This is a genomic window from Algibacter aquimarinus (assembly GCF_039543265.1).
Taxonomy (GTDB): Bacteria; Bacteroidota; Bacteroidia; order Flavobacteriales; family Flavobacteriaceae; genus Algibacter_B; species Algibacter_B aquimarinus.
Map to the genome: position 1 here is coordinate 90924 of NZ_BAABJK010000002.1, position 23699 is coordinate 114622.

At 33.1% G+C, this 23699-nt stretch carries 22 protein-coding genes and 5 tRNA genes; 4 read left to right on the top strand and 23 right to left on the bottom strand.

The features are described 5' to 3' along the window. Positions 1–80 precede the first annotated feature (80 nt). The 23 genes from rpoC to ABD939_RS00550 form a co-directional block, all read right to left on the bottom strand. Positions 81–4382, bottom strand: a complete 4302-nt coding sequence (gene rpoC / locus ABD939_RS00440; RefSeq protein WP_345163097.1) for a DNA-directed RNA polymerase subunit beta' — start codon at positions 4380–4382, stop codon at positions 81–83. A 32-nt stretch (positions 4383–4414) separates the two neighbouring features. Beyond that, the gene (rpoB, locus tag ABD939_RS00445; protein WP_345164049.1) at positions 4415–8227 is read right to left on the bottom strand and encodes a DNA-directed RNA polymerase subunit beta; all 3813 of its coding nucleotides are present in this window, start codon (positions 8225–8227) and stop codon (positions 4415–4417) included. A gap of 189 nt (positions 8228–8416) precedes the next feature. Beyond that, complete coding sequence (rplL, locus tag ABD939_RS00450) at positions 8417–8791, bottom strand: 50S ribosomal protein L7/L12 (protein ID WP_345163100.1); 375 nt, start codon at positions 8789–8791, stop codon at positions 8417–8419. Positions 8792–8853: 62 nt separating this feature from the next. After that, on the bottom strand, positions 8854–9375 hold the full coding sequence (rplJ, locus tag ABD939_RS00455; protein WP_345163103.1) for a 50S ribosomal protein L10: 522 nt from the start codon (positions 9373–9375) through the stop codon (positions 8854–8856). A 20-nt stretch (positions 9376–9395) separates the two neighbouring features. Beyond that, the gene (rplA, locus tag ABD939_RS00460) at positions 9396–10085 is read right to left on the bottom strand and encodes a 50S ribosomal protein L1 (protein WP_345163106.1); all 690 of its coding nucleotides are present in this window, start codon (positions 10083–10085) and stop codon (positions 9396–9398) included. Positions 10086–10105: 20 nt separating this feature from the next. Beyond that, on the bottom strand, positions 10106–10543 hold the full coding sequence (gene rplK / locus ABD939_RS00465; RefSeq protein ID WP_271559721.1) for a 50S ribosomal protein L11: 438 nt from the start codon (positions 10541–10543) through the stop codon (positions 10106–10108). Positions 10544–10617: 74 nt separating this feature from the next. Next, positions 10618–11172: a transcription termination/antitermination protein NusG gene (gene nusG, locus ABD939_RS00470; RefSeq protein WP_345163114.1), complete on the bottom strand. Its 555-nt coding sequence runs from the start codon at positions 11170–11172 to the stop codon at positions 10618–10620. Between the two features lie 10 nt (positions 11173–11182). Next, entirely contained in the window at positions 11183–11377 is a 195-nt protein-coding gene (gene secE / locus ABD939_RS00475; protein WP_345163117.1) for a preprotein translocase subunit SecE, read from the bottom strand. 48 nt (positions 11378–11425) lie between these two features. Then, a tRNA-Trp gene (locus ABD939_RS00480) sits at positions 11426–11498 on the bottom strand. A gap of 62 nt (positions 11499–11560) precedes the next feature. Continuing rightward, complete coding sequence (gene tuf, locus ABD939_RS00485; RefSeq protein WP_345163119.1) at positions 11561–12748, bottom strand: elongation factor Tu; 1188 nt, start codon at positions 12746–12748, stop codon at positions 11561–11563. A 71-nt stretch (positions 12749–12819) separates the two neighbouring features. Then, positions 12820–12891: transfer RNA gene (locus ABD939_RS00490), tRNA-Thr, on the bottom strand. An 88-nt stretch (positions 12892–12979) separates the two neighbouring features. Further along, positions 12980–13052: transfer RNA gene (locus tag ABD939_RS00495), tRNA-Gly, on the bottom strand. Positions 13053–13114: 62 nt separating this feature from the next. Further along, positions 13115–13196, bottom strand: a tRNA-Tyr gene (locus tag ABD939_RS00500). Between the two features lie 32 nt (positions 13197–13228). After that, positions 13229–13302, bottom strand: a tRNA-Thr gene (locus ABD939_RS00505). Positions 13303–13412: 110 nt separating this feature from the next. Next, entirely contained in the window at positions 13413–13715 is a 303-nt protein-coding gene (gene hpf, locus ABD939_RS00510) for a ribosome hibernation-promoting factor, HPF/YfiA family (RefSeq protein WP_345163122.1), read from the bottom strand. 25 nt (positions 13716–13740) lie between these two features. Beyond that, a complete protein-coding gene (locus ABD939_RS00515) occupies positions 13741–14631 on the bottom strand; it encodes a tyrosine-type recombinase/integrase (protein ID WP_345163125.1) in 891 nt (296 codons plus the stop codon). Positions 14632–14772: 141 nt separating this feature from the next. Continuing rightward, on the bottom strand, positions 14773–14967 hold the full coding sequence (gene rpsU / locus ABD939_RS00520) for a 30S ribosomal protein S21 (RefSeq protein ID WP_345163128.1): 195 nt from the start codon (positions 14965–14967) through the stop codon (positions 14773–14775). A gap of 398 nt (positions 14968–15365) precedes the next feature. Beyond that, positions 15366–16532, bottom strand: coding sequence for an acyl-CoA dehydrogenase family protein (locus ABD939_RS00525; protein ID WP_345163131.1), 1167 nt, complete (start codon positions 16530–16532; stop codon positions 15366–15368). Then, complete coding sequence (locus tag ABD939_RS00530; protein ID WP_345163134.1) at positions 16533–17420, bottom strand: ComEA family DNA-binding protein; 888 nt, start codon at positions 17418–17420, stop codon at positions 16533–16535. Positions 17421–17437: 17 nt separating this feature from the next. Then, positions 17438–19048 carry an alanine/glycine:cation symporter family protein gene (locus ABD939_RS00535; protein WP_345163137.1) on the bottom strand — a complete coding sequence of 537 codons (1611 nt, stop codon included), beginning with the start codon at positions 19046–19048 and terminating at the stop codon, positions 17438–17440. Positions 19049–19153: 105 nt separating this feature from the next. Next, the gene (locus tag ABD939_RS00540) at positions 19154–20176 is read right to left on the bottom strand and encodes a potassium channel family protein (protein WP_345163140.1); all 1023 of its coding nucleotides are present in this window, start codon (positions 20174–20176) and stop codon (positions 19154–19156) included. 5 nt (positions 20177–20181) lie between these two features. Then, positions 20182–20409, bottom strand: a complete 228-nt coding sequence (locus ABD939_RS00545; protein ID WP_345163142.1) for a PspC domain-containing protein — start codon at positions 20407–20409, stop codon at positions 20182–20184. A 36-nt stretch (positions 20410–20445) separates the two neighbouring features. Continuing rightward, on the bottom strand, positions 20446–21717 hold the full coding sequence (locus ABD939_RS00550; RefSeq protein WP_345163145.1) for a DUF2851 family protein: 1272 nt from the start codon (positions 21715–21717) through the stop codon (positions 20446–20448). An 89-nt stretch (positions 21718–21806) separates the two neighbouring features. Here ABD939_RS00550 and ABD939_RS00555 point away from each other — a divergent pair, with 89 nt between their 5' ends. The 4 genes from ABD939_RS00555 (at position 21807) to ABD939_RS00570 (ending at position 23691) form a co-directional block, all read left to right on the top strand. Then, complete coding sequence (locus ABD939_RS00555) at positions 21807–22202, top strand: DUF2721 domain-containing protein (protein ID WP_345163147.1); 396 nt, start codon at positions 21807–21809, stop codon at positions 22200–22202. Positions 22203–22402: 200 nt separating this feature from the next. Further along, positions 22403–22747, top strand: coding sequence for a PID-CTERM protein-sorting domain-containing protein (locus ABD939_RS00560; RefSeq protein WP_345163150.1), 345 nt, complete (start codon positions 22403–22405; stop codon positions 22745–22747). Then, positions 22734–23303: an archaeosortase/exosortase family protein gene (locus tag ABD939_RS00565; RefSeq protein WP_345163153.1), complete on the top strand. Its 570-nt coding sequence runs from the start codon at positions 22734–22736 to the stop codon at positions 23301–23303. Before ABD939_RS00560 ends, ABD939_RS00565 begins: the two co-directional genes overlap by 14 nt. Further along, the gene (locus ABD939_RS00570; RefSeq protein ID WP_345163156.1) at positions 23281–23691 is read left to right on the top strand and encodes a hypothetical protein; all 411 of its coding nucleotides are present in this window, start codon (positions 23281–23283) and stop codon (positions 23689–23691) included. Before ABD939_RS00565 ends, ABD939_RS00570 begins: the two co-directional genes overlap by 23 nt. Positions 23692–23699: the final 8 nt, after the last annotated feature.

Genomic DNA, 23699 nt, shown 5'->3' on the forward strand with positions numbered 1-23699 from the left:
TAAATATTAAAAGCCTTCATATAATGTACATATGAAGGCTTTTTGTTTTATAGATTCCTGCCTCCGCAGGAACAATAATTTTAATTATAATTTAATTCTTGTTTTACTTGCATCATCTCGTCAAATTCTTCTTTAGAACCAACTATGATATCAGTATAACTTCTCATACCTGTTCCTGCTGGAATTCTGTGTCCAACAATTACATTTTCTTTTAATCCTTCTAAAGTATCAACTTTACCTGCTACAGCGGCTTCATTAAGTACTTTAGTAGTTTCTTGGAAGGAAGCAGCCGAAATAAATGACTTAGTTTGAAGCGAAGCTCTTGTAATACCTTGAAGTATTGGCGTTGCAGTTGCTGGTTTAGCATCTCTAGCCGCAACAAGATTCTTGTCTTCTCTTCTAAGAATTGAATTTTCATCTCTTAATTCACGAGGCGAAATAATTTGTCCCGCTTTAAGATTAGCTGAATCACCAGCATCTTCAATAACTTTCATTCCGAAAATTTCATCATTTTCTTTAATGAAATCTGCTTTATGTGCTAGCTGATCTTCTAAGAAAATAGTATCACCAGAATCAATGATTCTAACTTTACGCATCATTTGTCTTACTACAACTTCGAAGTGCTTATCATTAATTTTCACACCTTGTAAACGGTATACTTCTTGTACTTCATTTACTAAATACTGTTGAACTGCAGAAGGGCCTTTGATATTTAAAATATCGTTTGGCGTTATAGATCCATCAGATAATGGCATACCAGCTTTTACATAATCATTTTCTTGTACAAGAATTTGATTAGATAATTTTACTAGGTATTTCTTAACATCACCTAATTTAGATTCTACGATAATCTCGCGGTTACCTCTTTTAATTTTACCAAAAGACACCACACCATCAATAGCACTAACTACTGCTGGATTTGATGGGTTACGCGCTTCGAATAACTCAGTTACACGAGGAAGACCACCAGTAATATCACCTGCTTTTGCAGATTTACGAGGAATCTTAACTAAGATTTTACCAACAATAATTTTCTCGTTATCATCAATCATTAAATGCGCTCCAACTGGTAAGTTGTAAGAACGTATAATTTCACCTTTTGCATCTTCAATATGAAGTGTTGGAATTAATTTCTTATTTCTAGATTCAGAAATTACTTTTTCTTGGAAACCGGTTTGCTCGTCAATTTCAACTTGATAAGTAACTCCTTGCTCAATATTTTCATACTTAACCTTACCGGCAAATTCTGAAATAATTACACCATTATATGGATCCCATTGACAAACTACATCATCTTTCTTAAGGGCATCTCCATTTTTAACAAAAATAGTAGAACCGTAAGGGATGTTATTTGTACTTAAAACAATTCCTGTTTTCTTGTCTGTAAGTTTAAGTTCAGATGTTCTAGAAATAACAATATCTACATCGTTACCTTCACTATCTTGACCTTTAACTGTTTTAAGATCTTCAATTTCAGCAACACCATCAAACTTAACTACAAGCTTATTTTCTTCAGAAATGTTCCCCGCAATACCACCTACGTGGAATGTACGAAGTGTTAACTGTGTACCAGGTTCTCCAATAGATTGTGCAGCAACTACACCAACAGCTTCACCTCTTTGAACCATTTTACCAGTTGCTAAGTTACGTCCGTAACATTTAGCACAAATCCCTTGTAAAGCTTCACAACTTAATGCTGATCTTACTTCTACAGATTCAATTGGAGAAGCTCCGATTGATTTTGCAATAACATCATCAATTAATTGACCTGCTGAAACTAACAACTCATCAGTTAATGGATTGTATACATCATTTAATGATACACGACCAACAATTCTTTCTTCTAAAGTTTCTACTACTTCATCATTCTTCTTTAATGGCTCAACTTCTACACCTCGTAATGTTCCACAATCTTCAGAGTTAATTATAACATCTTGAGAAACATCAACTAAACGACGTGTTAAGTAACCCGCATCAGCTGTTTTTAAAGCGGTATCTGCAAGACCTTTACGTGCACCGTGTGTAGAAATAAAGTATTCTAAAATTGAAAGACCTTCTTTAAAGTTAGAAAGAATCGGGTTTTCAATAATCTCGCCACCTCCTGCATTAGATTTTTTAGGTTTCGCCATTAATCCACGCATACCAGTAAGCTGACGAATCTGTTCTTTAGATCCACGAGCTCCAGAGTCAAGCATCATAAACACAGAGTTGAATCCTTGCTGATCCTCACGTATACGTTTCATTGACAATTCAGTCAATTCAGCATTTGTGGACGTCCAGATATCAATTACTTGATTATAACGTTCGTTATTTGTAATAAGCCCCATGTTATAGTTACCAGTAATACCGTCAACTAAACCATTAGCTTTATCAATCATACCTTGCTTTTCAGGTGGTATAATAATATCTCCTAAACTAAACGATAATCCACCTTGGAATGCAAATTTAAATCCTAATGTTCTAATAGCATCAAGGAAATCTGCAGTTTCAGGAACAGAAGTTACTTTAAGAATATCACCAATAATATCTCTTAGAGATTTCTTAGTTAACACCTGATTGATATAACCTGCTGCTTGTGGTACGTGCTGATTAAACAACACTCTACCAACAGTAGTTTCTACAATCATTCTGTCAAGTTTACCATCTTCATTAATATCAATAGTTCTAACTTTGATACCAGCATTTAGGTCAACTCGCTTCTCATTAAAAGCAATTTCTACTTCTTCTGGTGAATAAAACGTTAATCCTTCTCCTTTTATAGGTAATTCTGGAGTAGATTTACGCAACTTAGTCATATAATAAAGACCAAGAACCATATCCTGTGAAGGTACAGTTACCGGTGAACCGTTGGCTGGATTTAAGATATTATGAGAAGCCAACATTAATAATTGACACTCTAAAATAGCTTCTGGTCCTAATGGTAAATGCACCGCCATCTGGTCACCATCAAAATCCGCATTAAATGCAGTACACACTAATGGGTGTAACTGGATTGCTTTTCCTTCGATTAATTTCGGTTGGAAAGCTTGGATGCCTAGACGGTGTAAAGTAGGCGCACGGTTTAGCAATACTGGATGTCCTTTAAGAACATTTTCCAAGATATCCCAAACCACTGGTTCTCTTTTATCTATAATTTTCTTAGCAGATTTTACTGTCTTTACAATTCCTCTTTCAATTAATTTTCTAATAACGAAAGGCTTGTATAATTCAGCTGCCATATTTTTAGGCAATCCACATTCAAATAATTTTAATTCTGGTCCAACAACAATTACAGAACGTGCAGAATAATCAACACGCTTACCTAGTAAGTTTTGACGGAAACGTCCTTGCTTACCTTTAAGTGAATCTGATAATGATTTTAATGGTCTATTAGAATCTGTTTTAACCGCAGATGATTTACGTGTGTTATCAAATAATGAATCTACAGATTCTTGCAACATACGCTTCTCATTACGTAAAATTACTTCCGGTGCTTTTATCTCGACTAATCGTTTAAGACGGTTGTTACGAATAATTACACGACGGTATAAATCATTTAAATCTGAAGTTGCAAAACGACCACCATCTAACGGCACTAACGGACGTAATTCTGGTGGAATAATTGGCACAACTTTCATAATCATCCATTCAGGACGATTTTCTCTGTTGTTATTAGATTCTTTTAATGCTTCAACAACTTGTAAACGCTTTAAAGCTTCTGTTTTACGTTGTTTAGATGTTTCAGTATTTGCTTTATGACGAAGTTCGTATGATAACGTTTCTAAGTCAATTCTAGCTAATAACTCTATCAAACATTCAGCACCCATTTTAGCTAAAAACTTTTCTGGGTCAGAATCATCTAAATATTGGTTTTCTTGTGGAAGTGATTCTAGAATATTTAAATATTCCTCCTCAGTAAGGAAATCCATTTTTTGTAATGGCTCTCCTTCTTCATTTTTTGCATTACCTGGTTGGATTACTACATAACGTTCGTAGTAAATAATCATATCTAATTTCTTAGAAGGCAATCCTAATAAATAACCTATTTTGTTTGGTAACGAACGGAAGTACCATATATGAGCTACAGGAACAACTAAATTAATATGTCCTACTCTATCACGACGTACTTTCTTTTCGGTTACTTCTACCCCACAACGGTCGCAAACGATTCCTTTGTAGCGAATTCTTTTATACTTACCACAAGCACACTCATAATCCTTTACAGGACCAAAAATACGCTCACAGAACAAACCATCACGTTCAGGTTTGTGAGTTCGATAATTGATAGTTTCTGGTTTTAAAACTTCACCTCTAGACTCTGCTAAAATAGATTCTGGTGATGCTAAACCAATGGAGATTTTATTAAATCTCTTAACTGTATTTTTATCTTGTTTTCTTGCCATAATAAATGGTTGAAATGAATTTAATTAATTAACTACTCCTCTAATCTGATGTCTAAACCTAAACCTTTCAATTCATGCATTAATACATTGAAAGATTCTGGTAAACCTGGATCTGGCATTGGCTCACCCTTAACTATACTTTCGTAAGTTTTAGCTCTACCAATAACATCATCAGATTTTACAGTTAAGATCTCACGTAAGGTACTTGATGCACCATATGCTTCAAGTGCCCAAACTTCCATCTCACCAAAACGCTGACCACCAAATTGTGCTTTACCACCTAATGGTTGTTGTGTAATTAATGAGTAAGGTCCAATAGAACGTGCATGCATTTTATCGTCAACCATGTGTCCTAGTTTCAGCATGTAAATCACACCAACAGTTGCTGGTTGATCGAAACGCTCACCTGTTCCACCATCGTATAAATAAGTATGTCCATATCTTGGAATTCCAGCTTCATCTGTAAATCCGTTAATTTGATCTATTGTAGCACCATCAAAAATTGGAGTCGCGTATTTACGACCTAGTTTTTGACCTGCCCATCCTAATACAGTTTCATAAATCTGCCCGATGTTCATACGAGATGGTACACCAAGTGGATTAAGAACAATATCTACAGGAGTTCCATCTTCTAAGAATGGCATATCTTCTTGACGAACAATACGAGCAACAATACCTTTGTTACCGTGACGACCCGCCATTTTATCACCAACTTTAAGTTTACGTTTCTTAGCAATATAAACTTTTGCTAGTTTGATAATACCTGCTGGTAACTCATCACCTACAGAGATTGTAAATTTCTCACGACGTAACGAACCTTGCAAGTCATTTTCTTTTATCTTGTAGTTGTGGATTAATTCTGAAACTAGTTGATTTGTGTAATCATCAGTTGTCCATTTTCCAGAAACTAAATGCGCGTAATCATCAACAGCATTTAACATTTTAAGCGTGAATTTTTTACCCTTTGGTAAAACTTCTTCACCTAAATCATTAAAAATACCTTGAGCTGTTTTACCATTTACAATAGCAAAAAGTTTTTCAACTAATACTTCTTGTAGCTCATCAAATTTTCTGTCATACTGAGCTTCTAAAGCTAGAATATCATCTTTATCTTGAGCTCTTTTACGCTTATCTTTTACAGCTCTTGCAAATAATTTCTTTTCAATTACAACACCATGTAATGAAGGTGAAGCTTTTAAAGATGCATCTTTAACATCTCCTGCTTTATCACCAAAAATGGCACGTAATAATTTTTCTTCAGGAGTTGGATCAGATTCACCTTTTGGTGTGATTTTACCAATTAAGATATCACCAGGCTTTACTTCAGCTCCAACACGAATCATTCCGTATTCATCTAAATCTTTAGTAGCCTCTTCTGAAACGTTTGGAATATCATTAGTTAATTCCTCATTACCTAATTTAGTATCTCTAACATCCAAAGAATATTCATCAATATGAATTGATGTGAATATATCTTCACGAACTACCTTTTCTGAGATTACAATCGCATCCTCAAAGTTATACCCTTTCCAAGGCATAAAGGCTACTTTCATATTTCTACCTAAGGCTAGCTCTCCTTTTTGAGTCGCATATCCCTCACATAAAACTTGACCTTTTGTTACTTTATCACCTTTAACTACGATTGGTTTAAGGTTAATAGAAGTTCCTTGGTTTGTTTTTCTGAATTTAACTAATTGATATGTTTTAATATCAGAATCAAAACTTACTTTAGCTTCATCTTCTGTACGATCATATCTTATTTTAATTTCATTTGCATCAACGTAAAGTACTTCTCCAGTTCCTTCAGCATTAATTAATACTCTTGAATCTGATGCTACTTGACGCTCTAAACCTGTACCAACAATAGGAGCATCTACTCTTAGTAATGGAACCGCTTGACGCATCATGTTAGATCCCATCAAGGCTCTATTCGCATCATCATGCTCTAAGAATGGAATCAAAGATGCTGATATAGATGAAATTTGATTTGGTGCAACATCCGTGTAATGTAATGCGTTCGGATCTATTACTGGGAAATCACCTTCCATTCTTGCAATTACCTTGTCATGAAGAATCTTACCATTGTCATCAACTTCTACAGTTGCTTGAGCGATTAATTTTTCTTCTTCTTCTTCAGCACTTAAGTATGTAGGTGCGTTTTTAATGTCAACAACACCATCAGTTACTTTTCTATATGGTGTTTCAATGAATCCCATAGAATTCACTTTTGCAAATACTGAAAGTGAAGATATTAAACCAATATTTGGTCCCTCTGGTGTTTCAATTGGACATAAACGACCGTAGTGTGTATAGTGAACATCACGAACCTCAAACCCGGCTCTTTCTCTTGATAAACCTCCTGGTCCAAGAGCTGATAAACGACGCTTATGTGTAATCTCCGCTAATGGATTTGTTTGATCCATAAACTGAGATAACTGGTTTGTTCCAAAGAATGAATTAATTACTGACGATAATGTCTTCGCATTAATTAAATCTATTGGCGTAAACACCTCGTTATCACGAACGTTCATACGTTCACGAATAGTACGTGCCATACGTGCTAAACCAACACCAAACTGAGAAGATAATTGTTCGCCAACAGTACGTACACGACGGTTTGATAGGTGATCAATATCATCAATCTCTGCTTTAGAGTTGATAAGCTCGATTAAATATTTTATGATAGTAATGATATCTTCTTTGGTAAGCACTTGCTTATCCATACCAATATCTAACTGTAATTTCTTGTTCATTCTATAACGCCCAACTTCTCCTAAAGAGTAACGTTGGTCACTAAAGAATAATTTATCTATAATACCACGTGCTGTTTCCTCATCTGGCGGCTCAGCATTACGTAATTGTCTATAGATATGTTCAACAGCTTCTTTTTCAGAGTTTGTTGGATCTTTTTGAAGCGTGTTATGAATAATAGCATAATCACCTTGCTCTGAAGTTTCTTTGTGAAGTAAAATTGTTTTTACTTCTGCTTCAAGAATTTCTTCTATATTTTCTTTATCAAGAACTGTATCTCGATCAAGCACAATTTCATTACGCTCTATAGATACAACCTCACCAGTGTCTTCATCAACAAAATCCTCATGCCATGTATTAAGCACACGAGCAGCTAATTTTCTTCCTAAGTATTTCTTCAATCCAGATTTTGATACTTTAACCTCTTCTGCTAAATCAAAAATCTCTAAAATATCTTTATCACGCTCAAAACCGATAGCACGGAAAAGCGTTGTTACAGGTAACTTTTTCTTCCTATCAATGTAAGCATACATCACTTGATTGATATCTGTAGCAAACTCAATCCAAGATCCTTTAAAAGGTATAACCCTTGCTGAATATAATTTTGTACCATTTGCATGGAAAGATTGTCCAAAGAAAACCCCAGGTGAACGGTGTAATTGAGATACTACAACACGTTCTGCACCGTTAATACAAAATGTACCAGAGGGCGTCATGTAAGGTATAGTTCCTAAATACACATCTTGAACAATGGTTTCGAAATCCTCATGTTCAGGGTCTGTACAATACAACTTTAACCTAGCCTTCAGTGGAACGCTATAAGTTAACCCTCTTTCAATACACTCTTCAATAGCATATCTTGGTGGATCAACAAAGTAATCTAAAAATTCTAAAACGAATTGATTACGTGAATCTGTAATTGGAAAGTTTTCCATGAAGGTATTATAAAGACCTTCATCACCTCTTTCTTCTGATTTTGTTTCTAACTGGAAAAAATCCTGGAAGGATTTTATCTGAATATCCAAGAAATCTGGATATTCTGTCTTGTTTACAATAGACGAGAAATTTAATCTTTCAGCTTGTGTTGTTAACATCAATGGACGAAATTTTGATTAAAAAAATATTGATAGTGCCTTGAAACACTAGATAAACAACACTAATATTAATTTATATTAAGTGCTGTTTTGAGATTTTATTTGTGCATATGATTATATACGCAAAATGGTCTAGGTCTTAGAGACTACTCTCCAGACCTAAACCTTTGTATTCTTGAGTTGTAAAGCTTACTTAAGCTCAACCTCAGCTCCAGCCTCTTCTAAAGATGCTTTTAAAGCTTCAGCTTCATCTTTAGCGATACCTTCTTTAATAGCACTTGGTGCTTCATCAACTAAACCTTTAGCTTCTTTTAAACCTAAACCAGTTAATTCCTTAACTAATTTTACTACAGCTAGTTTAGAACCACCTGCCGCTTTTAAGATTACATCAAATTCAGTTTGAGCTTCTTCAGCTTCTCCACCTCCAGCAGGACCAGCAACAGCAACTGCAGCAGCAGCAGCAGGCTCGATACCATACTCATCTTTTAATATAGTTGCTAACTCATTTACTTCTTTTACAGTAAGGTTAACTAATTGTTCTGCGAAATCTTTTAAATCTGCCATTTTTCTATCGTTTTAATAATTTTGTAATAATATATTTGTAATAAAGTGCGTACTATTTAAGACTATCCTTCTTTTTCAGATAGCGTTTTAATAATTCCAGCTATTGTTCCTCCACCTGATTTAAGTGCAGAAATAACATTTTTAGCAGGTGATTGTAATAAAGTAACAATCTCTCCAATCAATTCTTCTTTAGATTTGATATCTACTAACATGTCTAATTGCTCATCGCCAATATAAACTGCTTCCTCAATAAAAGCTCCTTTTAATAAAGGCTTTTCAGATTTTTTACGGAAGTTTTTAATTAACTTAGCTGGTGCATTACCGGTTTCAGAATACATCACTGATGTATTTCCTTTTAAAACTGATGCAAGGTCTCCAAATTCTTTATCTGAAGCTTCCATAGCTTTTTCAAGTAATGTGTTTTTAACAACTGCCATTTGCACGTTTGCTTTAAAAGCTGCACGACGCAAATCTGAAGTAGAACCTGCATTTAATCCTGAAATATCTGTTAAATAGATATTTGCATTATTAGCTAATTCTGCAGTTAAGTCCTCAATTACTTGTGATTTTTCTTCTCTAGTCATAATTTAAAGTTTTAACTTAATTAACCAATTTTAGGATCAATCGCCAAACTTGGGCTCATTGTAGAAGACATAAATATGCTTTTTACATAAACACCCTTAGCGGTTGTCGGTTTTAGTTTCATTAATGTTGTTAATAATTCATTTGCGTTACCCGCAATTTTATCAGCACTAAAAGATGCTTTTCCTATAGCCGCGTGAACAATACCAGTTTTATCAACTTTAAAGTCAATTTTACCAGCTTTTACTTCACTTACTGCTTTTGCAACATCCATTGTTACTGTACCTGTTTTTGGGTTAGGCATTAAACCACGAGGACCTAATACACGTCCTAAAGGACCTAATTTACCCATAACACTTGGCATAGTAACAATAACGTCAACGTCAGTCCAACCACCTTTAATTTTATCAAGGTACTCGTCTAAACCTACGTAATCAGCTCCAGCTTCTTTAGCTTCCGCTTCTTTATCTGGTGTTACTAATGCTAATACTTTCATATCCTTACCAGTTCCGTGTGGTAAAGAAACCACACCTCTTACCATTTGATTAGCTTTACGAGGATCTACTCCTAAACGTACTGCTAAATCAACTGATGCGTCAAACTTAGTATTGGTAATCTCTTTTATTAATGCCGATGCTTCATCAACAGAATAAATTTTACCTTTTTCAATTTTCGCTAAAGCTTCTTTTTGCTTTTTTGTTAATCTTGCCATTTTCTAATGTCTTTTATAGATTAAGAAGGAAATTTTCCTGTTACAGTTATTCCCATCGATCTTGCTGTACCAGCAACCATTTTCATTGCAGATTCAATTGTAAATGCATTTAAATCTACCATTTTGTCTTCTGCGATGGTTTTAACCTGATCCCAAGATACTTTAGCTACTTTTTTTCGGTTTGGCTCTCCAGACCCTTTCTTCACCTTTGCAGATTCTAATAATTGAACTGCTGCTGGCGGAGTTTTTATTACAAAATCAAATGATTTGTCTTTGTAAACAGATATAACCACTGGTAATACTTTACCGGGCTTATCTTGGGTTCTGGCATTGAATTGCTTACAGAACTCCATGATGTTAACACCTGCAGCTCCTAAAGCGGGTCCAACCGGTGGCGATGGATTCGCAGCACCTCCCCGAACTTGTAACTTAACTACTTTACCTAATTCTTTTGCCATTTTTAATAATTAATTTAATTTTGATAAACCTTTCTTTTGGAAGCGAAAAATTCATCTATCGTAATGTAACACTATTAAACTTTTTCAACTTGCATATAACTTAACTCTAATGGTGTTTTTCTTCCAAAAATTTTAACCATTACTTCAAGCTTACGCTTTTCTTCATTTATCTTTTCGATAGTTCCATCAAATCCATTGAAAGGACCATCTATAACCTTAACCGTTTCTCCTTTAGTAAAAGGAATGGCAACATTTGCACTCTCTTCTACTGCTAATTCATCAACTTTACCTAACATTCTGTTTACTTCAGATTGTCTTAAAGGTACTGGATCTCCTCCTTTAGTTTCACCTAAAAAGCCTATAACGTTGGTTATACCTTTTATGATATGAGGTACTTCACCCGTTAAATTAGCTTGAATCATAATATATCCAGGAAAAAATGTTTTCTCTTTCTGGATTTTTTTTCCATTACGGATTTGAATTACTTTTTCCGTTGGTACTAGTACCTGATCAACATAATCTTGCATTCCTAAACGAGCAATTTCATTCTCGATATAGGTTTTAATTTTGTTTTCTTGACCACTTACTGCACGAACAACGTACCACTTTTTTTCGCTTACTTCAGACATAGATAAATTCTTATTTAATTAAATCAAAGTAATACGTTATAACTTTACTAAAAACTGTATCTACACCCCAAATAGCAAGTGAAAATATTATAGAGAAAACAGCAACTAAAACCGTTAAACTTTGTGCTTCTGCCCATGTAGGCCAAGACACATTGTTTTTTAGTTCTCCGAATGATTCTTTAATATAATTTACAATTCCAGCCATGTTATTTCTTTTTTAATCTAAATTGAAATGATACTCAATTTTGTATTGCACGGGTTGAGAGACTCGAACTCCCGACACCTGGTTTTGGAGACCAGTGCTCTACCAACTGAGCTAAACCCGTAAATATAAGTCAAGGTATTCCGAAAAACGAAATACCTTAACTCTATATTTATTTAAACTTTATTAGTCTAATATCTCAGTTACCTGACCTGCACCTACTGTTCTACCACCTTCACGGATAGCGAAACGTAAACCTACGTTCATTGCAATAGTGTTTATTAACTCAACAGTAATTGTTAAGTTATCTCCAGGCATTACCATTTCAACTCCATCAGGAAGCGCAATGTTTCCAGTTACGTCAGTTGTACGAACGTAAAACTGTGGACGGTAGTTATTATGGAATGGAGTATGACGTCCACCTTCTTCTTTCTTAAGGATATAAACCTCAGCTTTAAATTTAGCGTGTGGAGTAACCGAACCTGGTTTAGTAATAACCATACCTCTAGAGATTTGAGATTTCTCAATACCTCTTAATAAGATACCAGCGTTATCACCAGCTTCACCTCTATCTAATATTTGACGGAACATTTCAATACCAGTAATAGTAGATGTCAATTTCTCAGCACCCATACCAATAATCTCTACAGGATCTCCAGTATTAGCAACACCAGTTTCAATTCTACCAGTTGCTACAGTACCACGACCAGTAATAGAGAATACATCTTCAATAGGCATTAAGAAAGGCTTATCCATATCACGAACAGGCTCTTCAATCCACTCATCACAAGCTGCCATTAATTCCATTACCGTATCAACCCATTTTTGCTCACCATTAAGTGCACCTAAAGCTGAACCAGCAATTACAGGACCATTATCTCCATCGTACTCATAGAAAGACAATAAATCTCTGATTTCCATATCTACTAACTCAAGTAATTCTTCGTCATCAACCATATCCACTTTATTCATGAATACAACGATACGAGGAATTCCTACCTGACGTCCTAAAAGGATGTGCTCACGAGTTTGTGGCATAGGACCATCAGTTGCCGCAACCACTAAAATAGCACCATCCATCTGTGCAGCACCAGTTACCATGTTCTTTACATAATCGGCGTGACCTGGACAGTCAACGTGAGCATAGTGACGGTTAGCTGTTTGATATTCTACGTGAGATGTATTAATTGTGATACCTCTCTCTTTTTCTTCTGGAGCGTTATCAATTTGATCGAAGTCTTTTGCTTCTGATAAACCTGCATCAGCTAATACTTTAGTAATAGCAGCAGTTAAAGTTGTTTTACCGTGATCTACGTGTCCAATTGTACCAATATTTAAGTGGGGTTTTGAACGATCGAAAGTTGCCTTTGCCATGTTTTTAAATAATTTTAATCTTAGTTATATAATAATATTAGTGTATTCTATTTTTTTTTACTCTAACATAGAGCCAATGACGAGATTTGAACTCGTGACCTCTTCCTTACCAAGGAAACGCTCTACCCCTGAGCTACACCGGCGTAAAGTTTTTATTTCCTTTTCTCTCAAACAATCATTCATGATTGCATAAATTGAAAGAAGAGATTCCTGCCTTCGCAGGAATTTTAGAGCGAGAGACCGGGTTCGAACCGGCGACATTCAGCTTGGAAGGCTGACGCTCTACCAACTGAGCTACTCTCGCAATTTTAACAAGCTTTCGCTTGTTTGGTTTTCAATACTTAAACAAAAAATTAGAAAAAGTTGTGGGGAGAGCAGGATTCGAACCTGCGAAGACGTAGTCAGCAGATTTACAGTCTGCCCTCGTTGGCCGCTTGAGTATCTCCCCAATTAACTTATTTCAATTTTTTAAAGAACTTGAGCCGATGGAGGGACTCGAACCCACGACCTGCTGATTACAAATCAGCTGCTCTAGCCAGCTGAGCTACATCGGCTTTCTTGTGTTTTTTTACAAAAATTCCACATAAAAAAAGCCCGCTATTTCTAACGGACTGCAAATGTATAGATTTTTTACTTTATTCAAAACATTTTTTGAGAAATTTTATTATAAATATGCTCTTAATTTTTCTTTCCTTTTTTTAAGCTGGCGTTCTAACGAGGAAACAGCCATATCTGCACCTTCTTCAAACGATTTACATTGCTTCTTTACTATTAAACTATCACCCGGCACACTAACTCTAGCTTCAAATATTTTATTTTCTTTGTCGCTTGTGTTTTCTACTTTCAAATAAACATCAGATTTTATTACTTTATCATAAAACATATCTAACTTGTCCATGCGTTTTTGAATAAAATCAATTAGCTTTTTATCAGCATTGAAATTAACTGATTGTGTGTTTACTTTCATACTTATCGTTTTTGGTTAGACAATATTATTCTTTACTTCTTGGGTGTGCTTTTATATGCACCTTTTTTAATTCTGCTATACTATTGTGAGTATAGACCTGTGTTGCTGCTAAACTAGAATGACCTAAAAGCTCTTTAACAGTATTTAAATCTGCACCTTGGTTGAGTAAATGAGTAGCAAAAGAGTGCCTTAATATATGAGGACTCTTTTTTACTTTTGAAGATGCCACACTAAAATAATCATTTATTATTCTGTAAACAAGTGTTTCATATATTTTAACGCCTTTCTTGGTTAAGAATAAATGATCTTTATCTATAATTAACTCTAACTCATCTCTTTTATTTAGGTATTTTTTTAAGGTTATTAATACTGTCTCTAATAACGGTACTATGCGTTCTTTATTTCTTTTACCTAACACCTTTAACGTTTTATTATGCAAGTCTAAGCTTGTTAGTTTTAATTCAACTAATTCTATACGTCTTATTCCTGTTGAATAAAACAACTCTATAATAAGCTTATCGCGAATACCCTCAAAGTCGTTATCAAAATTAAAATCATCCAAAACCATGGTAATTTCCTTTTCTGAAAAAGGTACTTGAATTTTTTTGCTGGTTTTTAATGCTTTATGCTTTGCCAACGGATTAATTTCTATATCGCCTATTTTTAAAAGAAATTTATAATATGTATTAAGTGCTGAAACTTTTCTATTTATACTTCTATTGGATATTTTTTTTTCAACCAAATAAACAATCCAACTTCTAATTTGAGAATAATTAACTTCAGTAACTGAATTTGAATCGTACTCAGTTTTAATAAATTTTGAAAAATCATCTAAATCACTAGCATAAGCATTTACCGTTAATAACGAGTAATTCTTTTCTAGCAATAAATAATCTGAAAATGATTTTAAAGACATACCTAATAATAGTTAAAAGCTTAAAGTTAAAAGTTAAAAGTTAATACAGCAACTTTAAAATGACATTAAATAAATTACTAAATAAAAAAAATCCCACTGTAAAAAAAGTGGGATTGTATGATATTTAAAAGCTGATTTTTTTTACACCTCTTCTAAATCTCTTAAGCTCTGAACATATTGAGCTTTTTGAATTTGTGCTCTACGCTCAACAGAAGGTTTAGTGTATTGCTTTCGCTCTTGCAACTGATTTTTAACTGTTGTTCTAACAAACTTACGTTTGTAACGCTTTAACGCTCTATCTATATTTTCTCCTTCTTTAACTGGAATTATTAACATAGTATCTTAACCTCCTCTCTTTTAGAATTTTCAGGGTGCAAATATAAAAAGTCTTTTATAGTTTGCAATTTATAAAGTTGTTTTTTTAACTTGATTTTGTAGAAAAATTCATCTACCTTCGTTTAACAACTAATAAAGTTCATTGAAACGGAACTTTATTTTTGCATTAAACGAACCTCCCCCTTTTTTTGACATAAACTAAATTTAGTAAATATGCCCGCGTTAGGGATTGAAACGGCATCCTTTTGCTTTATACAAAACAGAAAAGACTTATTGTAGATACTGTAATTCGGCTAATGGATTCCTGCCTTCGCAGGAATGACAAAAAGCAAAAGATATAGTGGAAAGCCCGACCCTTGTGGTAACGCCCAAATATTACAAGCATAAAACAAAGTAATTTAAGTAACTGGCTTATACTCTTTTTTATCGATGATGATTTTTGCCAAAATTTCACGAAGTATTTCTGAAGTTCCACCGCCAATAGGCCCTAATCTGCTATCACGGAGTAATCGAGCCATCGGATATTCTTCCATATAACCATAGCCACCTAAGAATTGAAGGCATTGATATATAACATCATCGGCCACTTTTGTAGATTTTAATTTAGACATGGTTGCTTCCTTTACAACATACTCTCCTTTGTCTAATCTAGCAGTTACGGCATAGTTAAAGGTTTTACAAAACTCCATTTCAGTATATAAATCTGAAATACTATGTCTTAAAGCTTGAAATTTATCGATAGTTTTACCAAATGCTTGACGCTCGCTCATATACTGAAGCGCATAATCTAATGCAAATTCTGCACGCGCATGAGCATTAACGCCCATTATTAAACGCTCTAAAGAAAAGTGCTGCATTATATATGAAAAGCCTTCATTTTCTTTACCCAAAAGATTTTCTGCAGGTACTTTTACATTATCAAACGCTATTTCTCCAGTATCTGATGCTCGCCATCCTAACTTATCTAGTTTGGTTGCTGATACACCTTCCATATCTCTATCTAAAACAAATATACTTATGCCTTTATTACCAAGTTCTGGAGTTGTTTTTGCAGCTACCACTAAATAATCGCTAGTAACACCATTTGTTATGAAGGTCTTTGATCCGTTTATGATGTAATGATCACCATCTTTAACTGCTGTGGTACGCATGCCTGCCACATCACTTCCACCAAATGGTTCTGTAATAGCTAAACAACCTATTTTATCTCCTGCAATACTTGGTACTAAATATTTTTGTTTGATAGCTTCGTCCCCTTCTGCATTTAAGTGTGTCATGGCTAAATATGCATGCGCCCATATTGCTGCTGCAAAACCGCCTGAATTTATCTTTTGAAGTTCTTCTAGAAAAATAACTGTGTAAAATAAATCCAGCTTCATGCCACCATAAGCTTCTGGATAATTTATACCAAAGAATCCCATTTCTCCGAATTCTTTCCAGATAAAACGCTCAATGGTTCCTGATTTTTCCCATTTGTTAATGTGTGGAACTACTTCTTTCTTTAAAAAATGTTGAAGGCTTTTTCTAAAAAGGTTATGCTCTTCGGTGAAGTACATGCTATTCATTTAATTTTCTTTTTCAAGATGCAAATATAATTCAATTATCTTTATTTTATTTAAAGGAAAGTCTTTAACTTTAGTTAATTCGTTAATGGATTTAAAGCCTTCCCTTAAATGCCTTTCTTCAACTATATTATAAGCAACATCGTAGTCTATGTGCTGAATTGTGACCAAATCATCAACTGAAGCCTTATTCAAGTTTATTTTCTTTATTTTTCTTGGTGTTTTTACTGTAAAATCATTTTTTATCCTTTCAATTACTTCGGGGGCTAAACCATAAACGTCTTCAAGCTGAACATCAGCAATAAAACCTCCTTTAAATTTATCTCTACACTTTATAATGCGTTCTGACAAAACAGCTCCTACGCCATTTACTCGCTGCAATTGTTTTGCGGTTACAGTATTTAAATCCTTTTTTTGTAAAAATGTTTTTACCTTATCATAATTATAGTTTGAGTAATTTGAGTTAAAGCTTGACTGCTTAGGATTTGTTACCCATTCAGGAAATTTAAAATAAGGAGATATTGCATCTAGCAATGAGTCTGAAACTTTTGTAATCTTTTGAAACTCTTTTGCAGAGTTAATCCACTTATTCTCCTTTCTAAAAGCGAGTAATCTGTCAATTTCCTCGTTACTCATTCCAAGAGATGCACCTTTGTAATCAGTAATATAGTTTGGATTAAACGGAAATATTTTTGGTTTTATTTCTTCCAATTTTGCTAATCTGAGCGAATCAACTTCTTTTTGAAACGTTGATAGAACGTCTTGATTAACTTCTAAAGTTTTTGGACCAAAGTCTATAAAAAAATATAAAGATTGAAGAATTATGATAACCAGTACCAATAAAAAAATCCCATTTCGCTGATTTTTTGAAAAAGTGAAATGAGATTTCATATTATTTAGACTTGATTTTAAGCTTTAGCTTCTTTTATAGCATCCAAATATCTTTTAAGTTGTTTTTTAACAACTGGGAATAAGAAATATAATCCCACCATATTCGGGAATACCATTGCAAAAATCATAGCATCTGAAAATGCCCAAATAGAATTCATACTAGCCGCAGCTCCAATTACAACAAATAATAAGAATAATAGCTTATAGACTAAATCGGCAGTTTTACCTCTACCAAATAAGAATTTCCAAGATTGCAACCCATAATAAGACCATGATATCATGGTTGATACAGCAAACAATACCACAGCAATAGTTAAGAAAATATTTGAATAAGGAATATATTCTGCAAATGCTTGAGCTGTTATACCTGCACCTTCATAACGCATCCCATCAATTAATACACCACCTGTACCATCACCACCATATTCAAATACACCTCCTGTATTGAAAATAATAATTACCAAAGCTGTCATTGTACAAATAATAACAGTATCAATAAATGGTTCTAATAAAGCCACTAAACCTTCAGAAGCAGAATATTTTGTTTTTACAGCCGAATGTGCAATAGATGCTGAACCTGCACCAGCTTCATTCGAAAATGCTGCACGCTGAAAACCAACTAGTAAAACACCAATAACACCTCCAACACCTATAGCACGCGGATTAAACGCTTCACTAAAAATTAAACCAAAAGCATCATCTACTAATGAGAAATTACTTAAAATAATATACAAACACGCTACAATATATAATACTGCCATGAATGGCACTACTTTTTCGGTAACTGATGCAATTCTTTTAATTCCACCGATTATTATAATTCCAACTAAAATAGCTAAAACCACACCTATTATTGCTCCTGCACTTGAACTGTCTAAACCTAAAAGTTCTTTTAGTACAACAGTTGCTTGATTTGATTGAGCAGCGTTACCACCGCCAAAAGAACCTCCAATACAGAAAATAGCAAATAAAATAGCAGCTATTTTACCTAGAATCCCAAACCCTCTTTCTTTTAAACCTTTAGTTATATAGTACATTGGGCCTCCGTAAACAGTTCCGTCTTCACCAACATCTCTGTATTGAACACCGAGTGTACATTCTACAAATTTTGTAGACATCCCTAATAAACCACAAACAATCATCCAAAACGTTGCTCCCGGACCACCTAAAGCAATCGCTAAAGCTACACCAGCTATATTTCCATTACCAACAGTACCTGATACTGCTGTTGCTAAAGCTTGAAAGTGAGAAACTTCACCTTCTTGACTTTCGTCTCTAATTGTATCTCTAATATCTCCATCAATAGTCATTGGTGTATCAGAAGCTGCATGCCCACCTTCTATTTCATCATACTTTCCTCTTACGGTATTAATTGCTTTACCAAAAAATCTAATATTAGGAAAACCAAAATAAATGGTAAAAAAAGCAGCACTACCAACTAAAAGAAGTAATACAAATGGAATATCTGGATCTTTCCAAACATTAAAAAATATAACGTCAGTAAAAAAGTCTGAAACCGGTTTAAAACCTTCATCTATCCTTTGGTCTAAACCTTTTTCTGCTGCTTCTTGAGCAAATGTAATTACTGGTAAAATTAATGTGAAAATTGAAAGAAGAAATTTCTTCATAAGTTTTAAATTAGTTAGTTTTTATTAAAATTTACATTGAAAAGATAGCAAGATGCTAAAAATTATTCGTTTTTTAAAACAACGAACGTTAAAATAGAAGAAATTCTAATCGATATCGTATTCAGAATTTAATTCTTCAATTTGTTCTGGTCTGCCTAAAACTATAATCCTAGAATTTGGAGCTAATTCTAATTCAGCCTCAGGATTTACAATATACTCTCCATTTTCATCTTTATAACCTATGACTGTACAACCCGTTTTTTTTCTTAAATCTAAATCTCTAATAGTTTTTATTCGCCTTGTATTATATAGTTTTTCAACATCAATTTCTTCAATATTAATATTAGACTTTCCAACAATTGATAAATTATCTATAAACTCCATTAAACCAGGAACTACAACCAAAGAAGCCATATGGTCTCCTCCTATTTTGTCTGGTAAAATAACATTATTGGCTCCAGCAAATTTTAATTTTTTATACGAAGATTCATTTGATGCGCGACTTATTATATTAATGTCTTTATTAATTTGTCTTGTTGATAGTACTACAAATAAGTTATCAGCATCATTAGGTAATGCTGATATGAAATTTGAAGCTCGCTCTATACCTGCTTGCAAGAGAATTTCGTCTTCATTCGCGTTTCCTATTACATAAGGCACCTCGTCTAATTGAAGTCGCTCTTCCATTTCCTTATCCTTTTCAATAACTACAAAAGATTTTTTATGTGCTAATAATTTTCTAACAGCTTGTTTGCCGTTACGACCATAACCACAAATAACAACGTGGTTTTTAAAACTATCAATCTTTTTTTGCATCTTTTTTTGTTTTAATTCTTCAACATCATTTTTACTTAAAATGTATTCTGTGATTATAGATAAAGCATAACCTACAATAACAATACTTGCTAATATTAAGAATATTGTGAAAATTTTTGATTGGTCGTTAAGCGGAACTACCTCCCCAAAACCAACTGTAGTCATGGTTATAACAGTCATATATAGCGCATCAACCCAAGAATAGCCTGATATCATTTTGTAACCAGCTACACCAATTAATAGAATAATAACCAATAAAAAAATGGCGGTGTAAATCTTGGTTCTAAAAAAGCGAATAAGCGGATTACTCATATGCATTACAAATCAAATACTGACGAACGTTTTGTGTAAATTAAATCTTTTATACGCATCCAAAAGGCTAAAAACAAATACAAGGCAAAACCAAAACCTAAGGTGACAAAAGTTAAATACATAAATGATGTGCGTACTACTTTTGCTCGAATTCCAAAGCGTTCTGCGATACGCTGACAAACGTAATATCCGTGCTTTTGAAAAAACAATAATGGTTTATAAATACTGTTCATGCTGCAATTTAATATTAAGTTTAAATCTTTGAAAGTTTATTTGCCTAAAAGTGTGTTTCCAACAACACATTGTAAACATTTATTTTTATCGCAATAATGATTTTTTAGTTGAATTAGTGATTGAGATTGTAAAGCCGATTTTGATATTGGTTTCAAATTATTAAATGAATCTATAATACTATTCTTCTCAGATTTTATTTTTGCGATAAGTTCTAATATATCATCATTAATAGATTTACCCTGATGTATTGCGTAACTAAATTTAACAGGAATAATAGTATTTATTAATAGTAAATCTATAAAAGATTTGGATAACACTTTCTTTGACTTTTTCGATTCTTTTTGAAATGTATAGTGATTTTCCCAAAATTCGGATGTTTCAACTTTAAATAACTCATAAAACTCATTTAAACTCTTACTTTCTATTAGTTTTGAAAATAGATTTTGGTGTTTGTGGTATAAATTAGATAACTGAGATAACCTGATAGTTGGAAAATTATTTGGACGTAATCTAAAAAACTGTAATTGTAAAACTTGTGCGTTTTCTAAATTGAATTTCTGTTTTAAAAATTGATAGTCTTTTTTTAAATTTAAAAAATAAGAATTTTGAATATCATCATTTAACAACCCTGTTTGACCAAACAAAAGCGCCTCAAGAGTTTTTTGAGTTGATTGTGTTTTTCTTACTACAGAAAAATCTAATGATTGTGCTAAACTTAAAAAAGCATCTCCATTTACCTTTAACCCAAAAGTTTTTGATAACATTTTAAACAGCACAGCTTCCCAATCGTTTTTTGATGTTTCCAAAAGTTGCTCTATCAAATTAGATTTCTCCTCTAATCTTTCAAAATACAGACGCTCTAACCAATTGTTTAAAAGAAAACCATCTATAGAAGCAAAATCATTTTCACAATTAATCCATCTATCTTTGCTATTAAACAACTGCTTATATTTATTAAAAACGGATTCTGAAATATAACTTTTTAGTTGTAATATAGGTATAACAGTATTGTCTTTCCTAAAAACCTCTGTATCATGCTCCCAAACAACATGTAAAATAACGTTATCATAAGCTTTATCATTTTCATGATTGTGTAAAAACCAATCCGATGATTTTACATGAATTTCAACATTACCAGCCCAAAGTTGATTACCAATTAATAATTGAGAATTAAAAAAATCTGGTCCGGAATTTAAATTATGCTCTCCTAAAGAAACCACACTCAAGCTTTCACCTGATTCAGTTTTTAGATTAAGCATTAGAAACTTTTTATGTTTCCATATATAATGAAGAAAATCTTCTCTCATGGCTTAAATATAAAATTACAAAATGCAAGCACCAAATTGCTTTCATTTATTCTTCAATAAATGAATAACTTTGTTATAAATTTTTATTTATGGAACAACTCACTTTAACAACACCTGCGCTTTTATTTTCAGCAATTTCATTAATTATGCTAGCTTATACCAACAGATTTTTAGCTTATGCGGCAGTTATAAGAAATTTACATGACAAGTATCTTCAAAAAAATGATGAGCGATTAATAAAACAGATAAAAAACATAAAGCAACGCCTTTATCTTACTCGCTCTATGCAAATTGCTGGAATAAGCAGTTTATTACTATGTGTTTTAACCATGTTCTTAATATACATTCAACAAAATGCCATAGCGGTTTGGATTTTTGGTTTAGCACTACTCTTGTTAATATTATCGTTAGCCTTCTTAATTATTGAAATTCAAATTTCTGTAAAAGCTCTAGAACATCATATTTACGATATTGAAAATAATTAGCTTAATTTTTTATCAAATTCTCAATAAAAAAACTATGAGTAAAAATCGATTATTTACCATTAAAATCGATGACCTTAATCAAAAAAGTATTTTATAGCTAAAAAAAGAATTACATCGAAAAAAACAAAAAAACAAAACTCCTTTTTAAATTTACCATATTTTTGTTCTAGCTATTAATCACACAATTAAATTAACAAGAAATGGAAATTATCAGAAAAAAAGGTTTAAGCTTACTAAGTACAATTCTTATTGTATTAGCCTTTACTTTTTCTAGCAACGCAAATGCTACAACTACTGCATTAAATGCAACAACTACTACTTTAAATCTATCTACTTCTGTAGCTAGTTCTACTACAGCTTTGACATGGAGGTGGAGAAAATGTAGAAGATGTTGGAGATGGTTTTGCAGATGCAAACGTACACCTAAAAGCGAACCAACAAGCGGCGACAAAGTGCCATTAGATGGAGGCTTAGGTATTTTAGTTTTAGGTGCTGCTGCTTTTGGAGTTAGAAAGTTACGCTCAAATAAAAATGACAAAGCTTAATACTTTAAAAAACGACATACCATTACCAATAAGGCTTTTCTTAGGAAAAGCCTTATTATTTTTCATAATTTGGAAAATTGTTTATGGTGTTTTTCTTTACAATTCAGGTATTCTAGATTACCCGTTAACAACCCACGTAGCAAAAGCGTCCACCTTTGTCTTAAATAATTCTGGCATGTCTGGTTTTACTACCAATAGAATCGAAATTGGTGATGGTATATCTTCTGAGATATATCATAATGATAGATTAGTTTTGTTCGTAGCAGATGTTTGTAATGGTCTTGAACTGATGATTTTATACATTGGCTTTATTATCTGCATGCCGTCAAGTTTTTGGCGAAAAGTAAAATATATTTTAATTGGCATAATAATAATTGATCTTATCAATATATTGAGATGTAGTGGGCTTATTTACTTGAGGGAATATTTTCATGCCTACTTTGATTTTGCTCATCATTATCTGTTTAAAGCAGTTGTTTATGGAGTAACATTTATAATGTGGATTAAATATTCTCGTAAAATTTCTTTAAAAAATGAAGCTGTACAAGTCGGATAAAATTCGCTTTATTTCAGGGCTTATTTTTATAATAATCATCTATTCTTGGTATTACCTTTTTTTTATTACCGAAGATCAAAGTTGGATGCTACTTCCCAAGTTAACTTTTCATTTAATTAGGTTTGCTGTCACTATTGTTGTTTATTTTATAGGTACTTTTCATTTAGGCAAGCTAAAAGATTCTTGGATGTCAACAATTTGGCATCTAGTTCATATTTCTGGCTTAATTATTATTACCTCTATGGGGTTATTTGATTGGTTTATTTTTGAAATCAGTAGGAACTTAAAAAGTTTTGCACATACAATACAAGAAATATTGATTTCTCCAGTTCTATATTTTGCAATGGGAATACTTAATACAAGTTTAAAAAGAGACGCTAAAAAATAGATTAAAAA